14 protein-coding genes are annotated in these 16,298 nt (G+C 65.3%); 8 read left to right on the top strand and 6 right to left on the bottom strand.

Annotated elements, in window-relative coordinates:
* From LJE69_RS02485 to LJE69_RS02495, 3 genes are all read left to right on the top strand, one after another.
* A partial coding sequence (locus LJE69_RS02485; RefSeq protein WP_296921164.1) for a phosphate ABC transporter ATP-binding protein occupies positions 1-361 on the top strand: 361 nt, incomplete at its 5' end.
* Between the two features lie 84 nt (positions 362-445).
* On the top strand, positions 446-1,585 hold the full coding sequence (pstS, locus tag LJE69_RS02490) for a phosphate ABC transporter substrate-binding protein PstS (protein WP_296921166.1): 1,140 nt from the start codon (positions 446-448) through the stop codon (positions 1,583-1,585).
* A gap of 87 nt (positions 1,586-1,672) precedes the next feature.
* A complete protein-coding gene (locus LJE69_RS02495; protein ID WP_296921168.1) occupies positions 1,673-2,356 on the top strand; it encodes a hypothetical protein in 684 nt (227 codons plus the stop codon).
* Positions 2,357-2,371: 15 nt separating this feature from the next.
* Here the strand turns inward: LJE69_RS02495 and LJE69_RS02500 are convergent, their stop codons facing one another.
* The 6 genes from LJE69_RS02500 to dksA form a co-directional block, all read right to left on the bottom strand.
* Entirely contained in the window at positions 2,372-2,812 is a 441-nt protein-coding gene (locus LJE69_RS02500; protein ID WP_296921170.1) for a hypothetical protein, read from the bottom strand.
* Between the two features lie 562 nt (positions 2,813-3,374).
* Positions 3,375-3,716 carry a hypothetical protein gene (locus LJE69_RS02505; protein WP_296921172.1) on the bottom strand — a complete coding sequence of 114 codons (342 nt, stop codon included), beginning with the start codon at positions 3,714-3,716 and terminating at the stop codon, positions 3,375-3,377.
* 158 nt (positions 3,717-3,874) lie between these two features.
* A complete protein-coding gene (locus LJE69_RS02510; RefSeq protein WP_296921173.1) occupies positions 3,875-6,361 on the bottom strand; it encodes a glycogen/starch/alpha-glucan phosphorylase in 2,487 nt (828 codons plus the stop codon).
* A 168-nt stretch (positions 6,362-6,529) separates the two neighbouring features.
* On the bottom strand, positions 6,530-8,905 hold the full coding sequence (locus LJE69_RS02515; RefSeq protein ID WP_296921175.1) for a phosphoketolase: 2,376 nt from the start codon (positions 8,903-8,905) through the stop codon (positions 6,530-6,532).
* Positions 8,906-9,015: 110 nt separating this feature from the next.
* Positions 9,016-9,939 (bottom strand): tRNA glutamyl-Q(34) synthetase GluQRS, encoded by a 924-nt coding sequence (gluQRS, locus tag LJE69_RS02520; protein WP_296921177.1) that lies wholly within the window; start codon positions 9,937-9,939, stop codon positions 9,016-9,018.
* 162 nt (positions 9,940-10,101) lie between these two features.
* Positions 10,102-10,536, bottom strand: a complete 435-nt coding sequence (gene dksA, locus LJE69_RS02525; RefSeq protein WP_296921178.1) for an RNA polymerase-binding protein DksA — start codon at positions 10,534-10,536, stop codon at positions 10,102-10,104.
* Between the two features lie 251 nt (positions 10,537-10,787).
* On the opposite strand from dksA, the gene LJE69_RS02530 reads away from it, so the two are divergent.
* The 5 genes from LJE69_RS02530 to LJE69_RS02550 all read left to right on the top strand — a co-directional run bounded on the left by LJE69_RS02530 (position 10,788) and on the right by LJE69_RS02550 (position 16,266).
* On the top strand, positions 10,788-11,597 hold the full coding sequence (locus tag LJE69_RS02530; RefSeq protein WP_296921180.1) for an HAD family hydrolase: 810 nt from the start codon (positions 10,788-10,790) through the stop codon (positions 11,595-11,597).
* Between the two features lie 10 nt (positions 11,598-11,607).
* A complete protein-coding gene (locus tag LJE69_RS02535) occupies positions 11,608-12,774 on the top strand; it encodes an aminotransferase class I/II-fold pyridoxal phosphate-dependent enzyme (protein ID WP_296921182.1) in 1,167 nt (388 codons plus the stop codon).
* A 267-nt stretch (positions 12,775-13,041) separates the two neighbouring features.
* Positions 13,042-13,653, top strand: coding sequence for an XrtA/PEP-CTERM system exopolysaccharide export protein (locus LJE69_RS02540; protein WP_296921184.1), 612 nt, complete (start codon positions 13,042-13,044; stop codon positions 13,651-13,653).
* A gap of 45 nt (positions 13,654-13,698) precedes the next feature.
* Entirely contained in the window at positions 13,699-15,288 is a 1,590-nt protein-coding gene (locus LJE69_RS02545; RefSeq protein ID WP_296921186.1) for an XrtA system polysaccharide chain length determinant, read from the top strand.
* Positions 15,289-15,321: 33 nt separating this feature from the next.
* On the top strand, positions 15,322-16,266 hold the full coding sequence (locus LJE69_RS02550) for an XrtA-associated tyrosine autokinase (protein WP_296921188.1): 945 nt from the start codon (positions 15,322-15,324) through the stop codon (positions 16,264-16,266).
* Positions 16,267-16,298: the final 32 nt, after the last annotated feature.

A 16,298-nucleotide genomic window follows, 5' to 3' on the forward strand; every position in this document is an offset into this window, starting at 1 on the left:
GCTCAAGAACAGCGGCCTGAGCCTTTCGGGTGGCCAGCAGCAGCGCCTGTGCATCGCGCGCGCCATCGCCACCGAGCCGGACGTGCTGCTGATGGACGAGCCCTGCTCGGCGCTCGACCCCATCGCCACGCGCCAGGTGGAGGAACTGATGCTGGAGCTGCGCGAGCGCTTCACCGTCGGTCTGGTGACCCACAACATGCAGCAGGCCACCCGTGTCGGCGACACCACGGCATTCTTCTCGGTGGACATCTCCAAGGGGGGGCGCACCGGCTACCTGGTGGAGATGGGGCCGACCAAAGCGGTGTTCGAGGACCCGCAGCAGCAACTGACCAAGGAATACGTGCGCGGCGAATTCAGCTAAGCGCGCGCCCGAAGCAGCGCCGGCATGTTTGGCGTCTCCAGAAGTCCGTTTGCGGTTCTCCCGTTCACCAACGGAGGAAAGGTCATGCAAAGCGTTGAGTCGGTTGCGCGCCCAATGGTTACGCGCCGGGCGGTTGCGCGCACGGTGTTGGCCGCAGTTGCGGTTGTTGCGCTCGCCTCGTGTTCCCAGCAAGAGGGTAACCAAGCGCAGGGCACCGATGGTCCCGACGCGTCGTCCACCGGGCTGGTGGTGCGGGGCGCGGGTGCCACGTTCCCCAAGCCTCTGTATGAGAAGTGGATCTCTATCTACGGCAAGCAGACGCCGGACGTCAGCTTTGAATACGCCGGTGTCGGCAGCGGCAAGGGTATTCAGATGTTCCTGGCCGGCAAGGACCCGGACGGCACGGTGTTCGACGGCGCCGAGATCGACTTCGGCGCCAGCGATGCGGCTATGTCCGACGCGGACCTGGCCAAGGTCGGCGAGCGCGGCGCAGTGATGGTGCCCATGACCGGCGGCATGGTGGTGCTGGCCTACAACCTACCGGGCGTAGAGGAACTGAAGCTCTCGCGTGAGGCCGTCCAAGGCATCTTCAACGGTGAGATCCAGAACTGGAACGACCCGCTCATCGCCGCCAGCAACCCGGACCTCGATCTGCCGAACCGCAGCATCACGCCGGTGGTGCGCCGTGACAGCAGCGGCACCACCTTCATCATGACCAGTCACCTCGCCGCCGTCTCGCCGGCATGGCGCAACGGCCCCGGCGTCGGCAAGCAGATCGACTGGCCCGGCAGCACCATGCAAGTGAACTACAACAGCGGCGTCGCGCAGCGGGTGAAGGTCAGCGAGGGCGCCATCGGCTATATGGAATACGAATTCGCCGAGCGCCTCGGGCTGCCCATCGCCACGCTGCAGAACAAGGCCGGCGAGTACGTGAAGCCCACGCCCGTCGCCGGCAGCGCGGCGCTCGCCTCGGCGCCGTCGATCCCGGACGACCTGCGGGTGTTCGTGCCGGACCCACCGGGCGCCGGTGCCTATCCCATCGCCGGCTACACCTGGCTGTTGCTGTACCAGCACTATCCGGACACGGCCAAGCGCGACGCGCTCAAGGGTGCCGTGCTCTGGGGCCTGAATGAGGGGCAGCCCGTCGCCGAGGAGATGGGCTATATTCCGCTGCCGACGGAGATGGTTCGGCTCGCTCGCGCCAAGGTCGATGCCATCGACTGAGCCTGATGTGAGACCCTGCTGCGCCTCGGGGCCCGCCGGCCCGCGGCGCGCCCATCAAACGCGTCTTACCTTCCTCGGATAGCTCCATTGCGCGCCACTGCAAAGGAAGACAGGGTCGAGCCGCGGCGCCTGGACCTTGTCGCTATCGAACAATCGCTACGCGAAGTGCAGCGGAACTTCAAGGCGATCAACCGGCAGTTGACGACACCCCGGGACCCACTGTCCGATCAGGTGCTCGCGCACATGATGGTGGGCTACCGGCAGGTGGATGCGCTGCTGGCCGAGCGCACCAATCCCTTCGCGCTCGGCAACTCTCGCGCCGTTCTGGAGCTCAACTTCCTGGTCATCTGCGGGGAGGACAGCCGGTTGCGGGAGGAGTGCGCGGCGGCGCTGGCGGCCACCGAGGAGCGCTTCTACGCCAAGGGCGACGGTGGCTTCGAGTCGCTGGTGGAATGGCTGGCGCTGATGAACGGCGAGTCGGTCTGGCGCCGGGCGGCGGCGGCCTACATCCACGTGCTGAGCGAGCCGCAGCTCTTCCTCGAGGGCAATCACCGCACCGGTGCGCTGATCATGAGCTGGATGCTGGCCCGCCAGGGCAAGCCGCCCTTTGTCCTCAGCGTAGAAAACGCGAAGGCGTACTTCGACCCGTCCAGCGTCGTCAAAGGACTGCGCAAGCACAGCCTGCGGATGGTGTTGTCACGCCCGAAGATGCTGAAGTGCTTTTCCAAACTGCTCAAGGGTGGCGCCCAGAAGGCGCATCAGATCCGCTGAGCGTGCGTATGTGGCTTAAGCGAGCCGGCGTTCGACGATGCCCGCGAGCTCGCGCTCGACCCGCTGCCAGGCGGCGCGTCGGCCGCACTCCTTCCCTTTCATGGCCCGCCAGGTCTGCCAGGCCTTGTGGTCCCGCCACGCGGGGGAATCGCGTCCGAGCCGCTCCATGACGAAGGGCTTCTGGTAGGGGATGCAGCGCGGGCCGAAGCGCGGGTCGTTGTCCACCCAGCGGTCGGCTGCCCCGTGCCAGATGGGCTCCGCGTAGGCGATGTGCGCGACGTGCCCGTCCGGCTTGTCGCACCAGAACGGCTCCACCCAGACCACCCCGGCGCCCTGTACGGTCTCCACCACGAATACCTCGGCCGCGTAGCGGGTGTCCAATTCCAGGGGCTTCTTCGGGTTCGGGATGCGGAGCTGGAGCGGGATGAGCTGCTTGATGGCCTCGGCGAGGTCCATGAGGGATCGATGACGATTTGATGACAGTAGAGCATTTTAATGCGCCGGCCATCCCGGCGAAAGCCGGGCGGCGGGGAAAGCGGCGTGGGCGTATGAACGGCGCCGTCTGGATGGTGATCCTGAACTCGGCGCAGCGGTGCTGTAGTAGCCCTTGTGTGAGCGGCACTCTCGGTGCCGCGACCAGCGCCAAGGCAGCACAGCACGCCCGAGTAAGCGCCAAACGGCAGCTAGCCGCAGGGCCGTCATCGCGCCACAAAAGGCAGTGGCGCTCCCACGATGCCGCCCCGCCCGGCGCAGCGGTTACGGGAGTAGCCCTTGTGGGAGCGGCACTCTCGGTGCCGCGACCAGCGCCAAGGCAGCACAGCACGCCCGGGTAAGCGCCAAACGGCAGCTAGCCGCAGGGCCGTCATCGCGCCACAAAAGGCAGTGGCGCTCCCACGATGCCGGCGCGCCCAGCGCAGCGGTTATGGGAGCAGCTACGATCCGCTCGATGTCAGCGTTGCGAGCAACCCTTGCCCGGTCTCCCGCGGCACGGCACAGGCGTTGAGTGCCCGATGCGGGCTCAGGTCCCCGGATCGCCGTAGAAGACGTAGTTGGTGGAGTAGTCGCTGATCTCGAAGTAGACCTTGCGCTCGCCCGGGTCCTTGTGGCCGTTCAGGTTCAGATCGATGACGCCGTAGCCGAAGCGGTACGGACGATCCCCGCCGCTGCTCTGGGTGGCGCTGGCGGTGGTGAGCTTGTCGATGTCGATGAACCGGCGCACCAGCTTGTCACCGGCATAGATCTCCAGCACGCCGTTGGCGCCGGTCCAGTTCTGGAACGTACGGCCGATCTTGTTCTGGGTTTCTTGGGTGCAAGCGGGGAGTAGTGCGATTGCAAGGAAGACGGGAAGTAGATGCTTCATGCGGTACCTTGACTGTCAACGAGTGCAGGAGTGCAGAAGTGAAACGCGGCAGCGCGGGCGCCATGCTGCGAGTGGTCCCTTGCACTTTTGCACTTACGGAGACCGCGCTCAAGCGGCAAGTGCTCACGCAATCCGAACCCACGGCGCACGTTGCACACTCAGATTTCGATCGGCACCCGCTCCACATGCCAGATCTGATCCACATAGTCCTGGATCGACCGGTCCGAGGAAAAGTTGCCCATGCGCGCGGTGTTCAGGATGGACATGCGGTCCCAGTGGTGGGGGGCGCGGTAGGCGCGGTCGACGTCGCGCTGGCGGTCCACGTAGCTCTGGAAGTCGGCGAGCACCATGAAGGGATCGGAGTGGATGAGGTTGTCCGTCAGCGGGCGGAACAGCTCCGGGTCGCCGTGGCTGAACAGCCCGGAGGCGATCAGGTCCACGGCCGATTTGAGCTGCTCGTTGCCGTGGTAGAGCTCCCAGGGGCGGTAGCCCTCGGCCTGGCGCTGCTGGACCTCGGGGGCGGTCATGCCGAACAGGAAGAAGTTGTCATGGCCGACCTGGTCGCGGATCTCGACGTTCGCGCCGTCCAGGGTGCCAATGGTGAGGGCGCCGTTCATGGAGAACTTCATGTTGCCGGTGCCGGAGGCCTCCTTGCCGGCCATGGAGATCTGCTCCGACAGGTCCGCCGCGGGATAGAGCCGCTGGCCGTTCTTGACGTTGAAATCGGGCATGAAGATGACGCGGATGTAGCCGTTCACCTGCGGGTCGTTGTTGACCACCTCGCCGACGGCGTTGACCAGCTTGATGATGAGCTTGGCCATGAAGTAGCCCGGCGCCGCCTTGCCGCCGAAGATGAATGTGCGCGGCGTCAGCTCGACGTTCGGGTTCTGCTTGATCTGCTCGTAGAGCCAGACGATATGCAGTAGGTTGAGGTGCTGGCGCTTGTACTCGTGGATGCGCTTGGCCTGCACGTCGAACAGGGTTTCCGGGTCCGGCGTGAAGCCGGTGCGCTTGCCGAGCCAGTTGGCGAGCTGTTGTTTGGCGGCAGTCTTGACCTTGCGCCATTCGGCGTGCAGGCCGTGGTCCTCGGCCCTGTCCTCGATTTCGCGCAGACACTGGAGGTCTCGTATCCAGCGGTCGTTACCGCAGACGGCGGTGATGAGCCGTGCGAGCCGCGGGTTGCTGACGACGATGAAGCGCCGCGGCGTGACGCCATTGGTGACGTTGAAGAACTTCTCCGGCCATAGGTCGTAGAAGTCGCGCATCACCGTGGTCTTAAGCAACTCCGTGTGCAGCGCGGCGACGCCGTTGATGGCCTTGCTGCCGACGGCGGCGAGGTGTGCCATGCGCACCCGGCGGCCGAAGCGCTCGTCGATGAGCGACATGCGCGCCACGCGCGCTTCGTCGCCGAAGAACCGGATGCGCACTTCGTCCAGGAAGCGGCGGTTGATCTCGTAGATGATCTCCAGATGCCGCGGCAGCAGGCGCTCGAAGAGCTCCACGGACCAGGTCTCCAACGCCTCCGGCAGCAGGGTGTGGTTGGTGAAATGGCAGGTATTGCGGGTGATCTCCCAGGCCTGCTGCCAGTCCATCAGGTGCTCGTCCATCAGCAGGCGCATCAGCTCGGCCACCGCCAGCGAGGGGTGGGTGTCGTTGAGCTGGACGGCGAACTTCTCGTGGAATGCATCCAGGCTGCCGGCGATGCCGAGCTGCAGCCGGATCATGTCCTGGAGCGAGCAGGAGACGAAGAAGTACTGCTGCTTCAGGCGCAGCTCCTTGCCCGCCTCGGGCTCGTCGTTGGGGTAGAGCACCTTGGAGATCGTTTCGGCCTCGATCTTGGCGTGCACGGCGCCGTAGTAGTCGCCGACATTGAACGCCTGGAAGTTGAACGATTCCGGTGCCTCGGACCGCCACAGCCGCAGCAGATTCACGTTGCCGACGCCGTAGCCCATGATGGGCGTGTCGTAGGCGACACCGTTTACCAGCAGGCTCGGCACCCAGCGCATGTGCGTCGCGCCATGCTCGCCGGTGTAGCTTTCGGTGTGGCCGCCGAAGCCCACGGGGAAGGACAGCTTCGCCCGTGGGATCTCCCAGGGGTTGCCGTTGCGAAGCCAAGTGTCTCCCTTTTCAACCTGCCAGCCGTCGACGATGACCTGGTCGAAGATCCCGAACTCGTAGCGGATACCGTAGCCGATGGCCGGGATTTGCAGGGTCGCCAGCGAGTCCATGTAGCAGGCGGCGAGCCGGCCGAGGCCGCCGTTGCCGAGGCCGGGCTCCTCTTCTGCATCCATGATTTGCTCGAAGTCCAGGTCCAGCTCCTCGCCGGCCTCGCGGGCGGTCTCGGCGATGCCGAGGTTGACTAGGTTATTGTATAGGTGCGGCCCGAGCAGGAACTCCGCCGATAGGTAGCAGACCGTGCGCGCGTTGGTCTGCTTGTAGGTCTGGGCGGACTTGATCCAGCGCTCGAGCATGCGGTCGCGCACGGTGTAGGCCGCTGCCTGGTAGAGGTCGTTGATCGTGGCGACCTCGCGGAAACGGCCCTGGACGTAGAACAGGTTGTCGAGATAGGCGCGCTTCAGGTCGTCCTTGTCGAGGCCCGTGCGGGTCCGGTGCTGTTCGGCGTTGGGCTTGGCAATGTCGTTCACTCGGTTGTGCTCCAGGCATGGTCTGCGATCACCACTTGGCTGAACCGTGCCGGATGGCGATCCTAGTCGCTAACGGCCAAGGGCCAAGGGCCAAGGGCCAAGGGCCAAGGGCCAAGGGCCAAGCGGCGCCCGTCTCGGCCCTTGGACCTCAGGCCCTCGGCCCTTCCTCTAGAATGGCCAAGTCCAATCGTCGTGTTCAGGCATGTCAACGCCGTTCTCGAAGGCGTAGTTGCGCGCCTCGATCTGCATGTCGCGGAATCTTTGCTTGGCATGGGCGCCGAGCACAGAGAGCCGCGGCACCCGGTCGATGGTGTCGATGGCGAGGCTGAAGCGGTCGATCTCGTTCTCGATGGCCAGTTCCAGCGGCGTGTTGATATTGCCGTGCTCCTTGTAGCCGCGCACGTGGAATTGGGCGTGGTTGGCGTGCTTGTAGGTGAGCCGGTGGATCAGCCAGGGATAGCCATGGAAGTTGAAGATGACCGGCTTGTCCGTGGTGAAGATGCTGTCGAAGTCGCGGAAGCTCAGCGCGTGCGGCCCCTCGTGGTTCAGGCGCATCAGGTCCACGACGTTGACAAAGCGGATCTTGAGGTCATCGAATTCCTGCCGCAGCATGGCCGTCGCGGCGAGCGCCTCCTTGGTGGGGATGTCGCCGCAGCCCACCATGACCACGTCGGGATCATAGCCCTCGTCGTTGCTGGCCCAGTCCCAGATGCCCACGCCCTTGGTGCAGTGCTTGATGGCGTCGTCCATGCTGAGGTACTGGAGGTGGCTCTGCTTGTCGGCGACGATGACGTTGATGTAGTTCCTGCTGCGCAGGCAGTGGTCGGCGACTGAGAGCAGGCAGTTCACGTCCGGCGGCAGGTAGATGCGCGCCACCTCGGGGTTCTTGTTGACCACCACGTCGAGGAAGCCCGGGTCCTGGTGGGTGAAGCCATTGTGGTCCTGGCGCCAGACGGTGGAGGTGATGAGCAGGTTCAGCGACGACACCGACGCCCGCCACGGGATCTCGTTGCAGATGGCGAGCCACTTGGCGTGCTGGTTGTACATGCTGTCGATGACGTGGATGAAGGCCTCGTAGCTCGCGAAGAAGCCGTGCCTGCCGGTCAGCACGTAGCCCTCGAACCAGCCCTCCAGGGTGTGCTCGGAGAGCATTTCCATGACGCGGCCGTCCGGCGACAGCTCGCCGCCGTCGGTGTCTTCCGGCAGGTAGTCCTCCAGCCAGAGCTTCTTCGACACCTCGTAGATGGCATCGAGCTTGTTGGAGGTGTTCTCGTCGGGGCCGAAGACGCGGAAGTTGTGCATGTTGTGGCGCATCACCTCCCGCAGCATCTCGCCCAGTGGCTTGGTGTTCATGGCATGCGTGGTGGCCGGGCGCTCCACCGCGCAGGCGAACCGGCGGAACTCCGGCATGCGCAGCGCGCGGCGCAGCAGACCGCCGTTGGCGTGCGGGTTGGCACTCATGCGCATGGTGCCGGTGGGGGCGGCGGCGCGGATCTCCTCTCTGAGCTTGCCGGCCTCGTCGAACAACTCCTCGGGCTTGTAGCTGCGCATCCAGGCTTCCAGTTGCGCCAGGTGCTTCGGGTTGCCGTGGATGCCCGGCAGCGGCACCTGGTGAGCGCGCCAGAAGCCCTCCACCTTGTGGCCGTCGACCTCTTTCGGACCGGTCCAGCCCTTGGGCGAGCGCAGCACGATCATCGGCCAGTGGTAGCGGCCGACCTTGTCGGCGCCCTTGGCGCGGGCGTCCTGCTGGATCTCCTGGATGCGCCGATAGCAGGTGTCCATAGTGGCCGCCATCTTCTGGTGCATGGCCATGGGCTCGTCGCCGGCGACGATGTGCGGCTCCCACCCGTAGCCGCGCAGCAGGGCGGTGAGCTCCTCTTCCGGGATGCGCGACAGCAGGGTCGGATTGTTGATCTTGTAGCCGTTGAGGTGAAGGATCGGCAGCACCGCGCCGTCGCGGGCGGCGTTGAGGAACTTATTGGAATGCCAAGCCGTGGCCAGCGGCCCGGTCTCGGACTCGCCGTCGCCGACGGCCACGACCACCAGCAGGTCCGGGTTGTCGAAGGCGGCGCCGAAGGCGTGGCTGATGGAGTAGCCGAGCTCGCCGCCCTCGTGGATGGAGCCGGGCGTCTCCGGGGTACAGTGGGAGCCGATGCCGCCGGGGAAGGAGAACTGCTTGAAGAAGGCCTTCATGCCCTCTTCGTCCTCGGACTTGTTCGGATAGATCTCAGAGTAGGTGCCTTCCAGATACACGGGCCCCAGCACGCCCGGCGCACCATGGCCGGGTCCGGCCAGGAAGATCGCTTCCTGCTCGTGCTCCAGAATGATCCGGTTGGTGTGGCAGTACATAAAGGCGAGGCCCGGGCTGGAGCCCCAGTGGCCGAGCAGGCGATGCTTGACGTGCTCGTCCTTCAGGGACTCCTTCAACAGCGGGTTGTCGCGCAGGTAGATCATGCCGACAGCGAGGTAGCAGCACGCACGCCAGTAGGCGTTGATGCGTTGTAACTGTTCCGGGTCGAGCGGCGTGGCATTGGGCTCTGACATGGGGCTCTCCGCGTCTGCTGTTGTTGATACCCGAGACCGTTAGATTACGGCCTCGGCGTTAAGGCGCTGTGACGGCGCCGACCAACCAGCACGGTCTGCGGAAGCTGGGCTTAGGGTCGAATGACGTCCGCGCCGGGCCGGTTGGCGCACGTCGGCACCCGCGCTCGGTTCCAATTGGCCAAGGCCCACATCCAGAAGCCGGCCACGTCGCCGGGGCGCTCCGGGGGCTTGGGCTGACCCAGGAAGCGCCAGGCGCGGAGCAGGGCGGGCAGCGGATCTCGGGCATCTACCGGCAGCGCCGCGTGGGATTTCGAGAGTTTGCGGCCGGCGGCGTCGACGGCAAGGGGTAGGTGGGCATAGGTGGGCTGCGGCAGGCCAAGGCGGCGCTGCAACAGGATTTGGCGTGGCGTGGACAACAGCAGATCGGCGCCGCGTACCACGTCGGTGACGCCCTGCTCGGCATCGTCCACCACCACGGCGAGCTGATAGGCATGAATGCCGTCGGCGCGGCGCAGCACGAAGTCCCCCACTGCCGCGGCGAGGTCCTGAAATTGCGGCCCCTGGACCTGGTCCGCGAAGCCGATCCTGGCGTCGCCGACCCGCAGCCGGATGCTGCGCGGTGGCCGCCCTGGCGGCAGACCGCCGCGACAGGTGCCGGGGTAGATGGGGCCTTCCGGCCCAGTGCGGCCGCCGAGCGCGATCTCCCGGCGGCTGCAGCCGCACGAGTACGTGAATCCGAGCGCACCCAACCGCGCCAGCGCCGCGGCGTAGGCGTCCGTGCGCGTGCGCTGGTACAGCACCGCGCCGTCCCAGTGCAGGCCGAAGGCTTCGAGCGTGCGCAGGATGGCGTCGGCGGCCCCCGGGAGCTCGCGGGTGCGGTCCAGGTCTTCCATGCGCACCAGCCAAGCACCGCCGCCGGCGCGCGCATCGGCGAAGCTGCCGACGGCGGCGACCAGGGAGCCGAAGTGGAGCGGGCCGGTGGGCGATGGAGCGAAGCGGCCCAGACGCCGCGACGACCGCCGCGAGGGAGTCAAGCCGCCTGCGCCCGATCGGCCACCCGAGCGGAGGCCGGAGAAGGCGCCCGACAAGGTGCTTTAACGGGCGCTCCTGGCAGGCTTCTCAGAGAACGGCCCTTCAGGTGCCCGTAGCTCGGTACCCGCCCGAGCGCCGGGCGTGAGCCCGCGAGGAGCGCGGGCTCAGCCGCGCTGCTTCTCGCGGATCTCGTCCAGCGTCTTGCAGTCGATGCAGAGCGTGGCGGTGGGCCGGGCCTCGAGGCGGCGGATGCCGATCTCGACGCCGCAGGCCTCGCAATAGCCGTACTCGTGCTCATCGATGCGCTCCAACGCCTCGTCGATCTTCTTGATCAGCTTGCGCTCGCGGTCGCGGGTGCGCAGCTCGAGGCTGAATTCGGACTCCTGGGTGGCGCGGTCGTTCGGGTCCGGGAAGTTGGTGGCCTCGTCCTGCATGTGGTGCACCGTGCGGTCCACCTCTTCCATCAGCTGGCGCTTCCATTCCAGCAGCAGATTGCGGAAGTGCTCCTCCTGCTCGGGACTCATGTAGTCCTCGTCCTTGCCGGCCTCGTAGGGCTCGAATCCGAACGCCTTCGCGCCTTGTGTGTTCGCCTCGGCCATGGATGTGCTCCCGCAGACAAAGGGTCGTGTGTGCCCGTCTTCCCCCCGGTTCTGCGTCCGGCAGAATAGTGCCGTGGCAGGCGCCGGTGGCGTAAACCCGCGTTTCTACCAGAGACCGCGGGCGGCGGCAATAAGCGTGAATGTGTCCTGAGGGCGAAAGTTGCGCCAGCGCGCGGCAGCAGGCGACGCAGACATCGGGGTGCTGTGCTAGTCTGCGCCGCCTGCCCAAGACCCGCCCCGGAATCGACCCTATGCCCGAGCTGGAAGCCATCATCTTCGACGTGGACGGTACCCTCGCCGACACGGAGCGCGACGGCCACCGAGTTGCCTTCAATGCCGCCTTCGCCGACGCGGGACTGGACTGGGAATGGTCCGTGCCGCTGTACGGTGACCTGCTGCGCGTCACCGGTGGCAAGGAGCGCATCCGCACCTATCTGGCCGAGCACCGGCCCGAGTTCATCCCGCCGCACCCGCTGGACGAGTTCGTCAAGGGGCTGCACGGGCGCAAGACCGAGCACTACACCCGCATGATGCAGGGAGGAGCCATCGGCCTCAGGCCCGGTGTGCTGCGCCTGCTGACGGAGGCCCGGGAGGCGGGCTTGCGGCTCGCCATTGCCACCACGACGACACCTGAGAACGTGACCGCGCTGTTGGCGGCGGCCCCGGTGGCGGGCCTTGCGGATTGGTTCGAGGTCATCGCCGCGGGCGACGTGGTGCCGGCGAAGAAGCCGGCGCCTGATATCTTCGATCTGGCATTGCAGCGGCTGGGTCTGCCGGCGAGCGCGTGCGTCGCCGTGGAGGACTCCGACAACGGCGTCCGCTCGGCGCTCGACGCCGGTCTGGCCGCGCTGCTGGTCACCGTGAGCTCCTACACCATTCGGCAGGACTTCAGCGGTGCGGCGCTCGTCCTGGACGGCCTCGGTGAGCCGGCGGTACCGCCGCGGCTGTTGAACGGCAGCTGCGCTGCCACCGTCGCACCGGTACTTGAGGGTGCCGGCTGTGTGGATTTGTCGGTGTTGCGGGCGCTGCACGGCTGCGTCTACACGGACGGCGTCGAATGAGCGCGTAGCGATGCTCCGGCCGGCCACGCGCGCCGCCGCCATCGCGCCGTTCGAGGTGATGCGCATCCTCGAGCGTGCGAAGGCGCTCGAGGCAGAAGGGCGCGATGTCATTCATATGGAGGTGGGCGAGCCCCGCTTTCCCCTCCCGGAGCCGCTGCACGATGCGGCCCGGCGGGCGCTCGCGGCGGAGTCCATGGGCTACACGCCAAGTACTGGGCTGCCAGCCCTGCGCCGGGCCATTGCTGGGCACTATGGCGCGCGCTACGACCTCGACATCGACCCGGGGCGCGTCATCGTCACCACCGGCGGCTCCGCTGCCTTGCAGTTGGCGCTCGCCGCCGTGCTGGAGGTCGGCGATGGCGTCATGGTCACCGAGCCCGGCTACCCCTGTCATCGTCACATCGCGGCGGTGACGGGTGCCTTGGTGCATGTGCTGGCACTGCGAGCCGCAACGGGCTGGCGCCCGAGCCGCGAGCAACTGGAGCAGCAATGGCGCCCGGGTACCCGCGCGCTGATGCTGACGACCCCCGGCAACCCCACCGGCGCCGTGCTTGGCAGCGCGGAACTGGCAGCCATCAGCGCCGCGGCACACGCGCGCGGTGCCGCGCTCATCGTCGACGAGACCTACCAGGGTCTGGTCTACGATGCGGACGACGTTACGGCCCTTGCCTGCGGTGATGATGGCCTGTTCGTGGTCAACAGCTTCTCCAAGTACTTTGGCCTGACCGGGTGGCGTCTTGGCTGGCTGGTGGTGCCGTCGGGCTGGGCGCCCATCGTGGAGCGCCTGGCGCAGAACCTGTATCTGGCGCCGCCGACACTGAGCCAGCACGTTGCCCTTGCCGCCCTCGAGCCGCCGGTGCTCGCCTTGCTGGAAGATCGCCGGGCGAAGTTCCGGCAGCGTCGGGACCTGCTGCTCGAAGCCTTGCCGACGCTCGGCATGACGATGCCATCGACACCCCAGGGCGCGTTCTACGCGTTCGCCGGCCTGCCGCCTGGTCATGACGATGCCGCCGCGTTCGCCGCGGCACTGCTGGATGCCGCGGGGGTCGCGGTGACGCCGGGGGCGGACTTCGGCGGCGCCGACGGCGCGCGCATGCTGCGCTTCGCCTACACGGAAACGTTGCCGCGTCTGCGGCTCGGCGTCGAACGACTGCGGCGTTTCGTCGGCGCGAGCTGAAACATCCGCCCGCATCGGGGCTTGCGCAAGGCGCGTCTTCAGGACGCATGCCTTGCACCCATCTCCAACGTACACCGATCGCCGGGCTCACTGGCCGTCACGGCGCTGAAACGCCCCGCGTGCGTGTCCGATGCCCGCGCAGAGCCGAAGTTCGCCCACGAAACAATCCGCCCCGTATGCAATAATCGCAGCGTCATACGGGATTTCTGCGGTTGATGCCAGAGTTCCCCTGACGATCACTTCAGGCGACTTGTGACAGCGTTGTTCATGCCCCGAATCCTCCTCGTATCGATGATCGCGGCGTTGGCCCTGTGCGGCGGCTGCGCGAAGAAGTATCCGCCCCTGCCCGAGGCGACCTACCAACTGCGGTACGCGCAGAAGTACAAGATTGGTCCGGGCGACTCCGTGCAGATCTTCGTCTGGCGCTATCCCGAGGTCAGCACGACCGTTCCGGTGCGCCCGGATGGGTACATTTCGGCGCCGTTGCTCGAGGACATCCCCGCGGCAGGCAAGACGCCCACCGAACTTGCCAGGGATCTCGAAGAGGCGCTCTCGGTGTTCCTGCGAGATCCGCTCGTGACGGTCATCGTTCAGGGCTTTGTCGGTGTCTATCCCGAGCAAATCCGCGTGCTCGGCGAGGCTACCCAGCCGACCGCGCTGCAGTATCGCGATGGCATGACGCTCCTCGACCTCCTCATTGCGGTGGGCGGCCTCACGGAGTTTGCCGACGGCAATCGTGCCGTTCTGGTGCGCTTCGAGGAGGGCGAGAAGAAGCAGTACACCGTGCGGCTGCGGGACCTCATCGAAGATGCCGACCTGACCGCGAATGTGGATATGCAGCCGGGGGACATCCTCCTCATCCCTGAATCGTGGTTCTGACCTTGCCACAGTCGACGGCGTAGCAAGCGAGTCGGGAGCAAGCCGATGCAAGAAGCCATCCGCCTGGCGCTGTTTTATCTCAGCGGCATTTGGCGCTACCGTTGGTTCGTGGTGATCGTGAGTGCCATCGCCTCGCCGATCGGCTGGGCCTATGTCGCATCCCTGCCCGACGTCTACAGTTCCAATGCCCGGGTTTACGTCGATACCGATTCCGTTCTCACTCCACTGCTGAGCGGACTGGCCATCAAGACGAACGAGTCGCAGCAGGTCCGCATGATGACGCGCCTGCTGTTTGGCCGCGAGAACATGGAAAAACTCGCTCGGATGACGGACATGGACCTGCGCGCCAATACGCCTGAAGAAATGGATGCGCTCATTGCCAGCCTCAAGCACCGCGTCAAGCTGAGGGGTTCGGGTGCAAACGTCTATGTCATCTCCTTCGAAGACAAGTCGCCTGACCTTGCGAAGCGGGTCGTGCAATCGATGTTGACGATCTTTGTGGAATCCAATCTCGGCTCATCGCGGCAGGATCAGGATTCGGCGGAACGATTTCTGCAGCGCGAGATCAAGGACTACGAGCGCCGCCTCATCGATGCAGAACGCAAGCTGAAGGACTTCAAGATGCGGAACCTGGACCTGCTCTCGGAGAAGGGCAGCTACTACGACCGGCTCAAGCAGGCGAAGCAAGAGCTGATGAAGGCGCAGGATGATCTCGCCCTGGCACAGAGCCGGCGCGAAGAAATGCAGCAGCAACTCGACTACATGGAAAGCGAAGGTGCGAGTACGCCGTATTTTCAGGCCTGGCTGCAGGAATCGTCCAAGGAGGTCACCGGTCCGCTGGACGCGAAGATCGCGGAAATGCAGTCTCAGATCGACGACATGCTGATCCGCTACACCGAACGGCATCCCGAGATCATCGCTATGCGCAGGGCGCTCGCGCGATTGATGGTAAAGCGCGACCAAGCGCGCGAAAACTATGTCGCGGATCAGACGACGAATCAGGGTGCTGTCGAACAGTCCCTCTCGGAGAGCCCCGTGTATCAGGAAATGAAACTGCGGCTCGCCGGTGCTGAGACCGATGTGGCGGAGCATGAAACGCGGGTCGCCACATTGCGAGACAAGATCGAGAAATTTCAGGCCGCTGTCGACGAAGTCTTGCAAATCGAGGCAGAGCAGAAGCAGTTGAACCGAGACTACGGCATTCTCCACGACAACCATCAAACGCTACTGAAGCGCCTGGAGCAGGCGCGCATGACCCGCGAAGTCGACACGAGCGTGGATACGGTCAAGTTCCGTACACTCGATCCGCCGCAGATTCCCAAGAAGCCGTCCGGTCCGGACCGTATCACGTTGTCGTCGCAGGTCTTCGGGGGCTCACTCGTGGCCGGCCTGGGGATCGCATTTCTCCTGGCTCAACTGCGGCCCGTCTTTTTCGATCGGCGGCAGCTTGCCGAGATTACTGGCGTTCCCGTACTCGGCAGTATCAACCTGATCGCCGTACCGAGACAGCGGTTGCGCTCGCGCTTGTCATCGTTGGCGTTTTCTCTATCGTTGCTGCTGTTGATCGGGGGCTATGCCGCGGTAATGACGGTTTTCTTCCTGGATATCGACATTGCCTCGAAACTGCCGTTCTGATCGGCTGATTCTTGCTTCCGCCGGAGTAATCCCATGAGCACTCATAGAACAGAGGGGAGTCAGCCCGGCGATCCGTCGCGCTGGATGCGACAGGCCCAAGGTGCGTCCGCAGAGGGAGGCTTTCGCGACGCAGCGGCCGCGGGCGAAGCCTTTGTGGAGGACGGTACTTCGCCCAGTGTTGCCGTATTGGATACCGGCGAGATCATGGTCCTGCCGACGGAAGGCCAGAGCAAGCGCGAGAAAGCCGAGCACAAGCGTATCGCCGAGGAATTTCGGATGATCAAGCGGCCGCTGTTGATGAACGCATTCGAGCGTCGTCACGACGGCAAGGCGCCTTACAACCTGATCATGGTTTCAAGCTCGGTACAGAGCGAAGGCAAGACGTTCGTCTCACTGAATCTTGCAGCATCCATGACGTTGGAATTGGACTGCTGGGTGCTGCTCATCGACGGGGACGTGGCGAAGCCGGGTCTGTCACGACGGCTCAATCTGGGGGGCGCGCCCGGGCTCATCGAGCATCTGGATGAAGGCGCCGAGATCACCCAGTTGATCCGTCCCACGGATATTCCCAAGCTCTCGGTCTTGCCTGCCGGACAACGTCACCGTCAGTCCACGGAACTCCTTGCCAGTCAGAATATGCGGCGGTTGCTGCACGATGTGGCGACGCGATATCCGGATCGGATCGTCCTATTTGACTCGCCACCGGTACTGGCCACGAGCGAGGCGCCGGTGCTCGCGTCATTGATGGGTCAAATCGTTATCGTAGTGGAGCACGAGGCGACGCCACAGGGGCTGGTCAAGGAGACCCTGAGCCAGATTGGCCGCACTGACAACATCTACATGCTGCTCAACAAGTGCCGGAGCACGCTGTTCTCCGGCAAATACGGATATCAGTATGGCTATGGCTACGGTTATGGCTATGGGTATGGCTACGGCTATGGCTATGGCGACGATGACGGAGCGGATCGCGACGACTGAGCAGTCGCGGCCGCCTCGCGCCAACGATGTAC

It is taken from the genome of Thiohalocapsa sp. (genome assembly GCF_022340605.1).
GTDB lineage: Bacteria > Pseudomonadota > Gammaproteobacteria > Chromatiales > Chromatiaceae > Thiohalocapsa.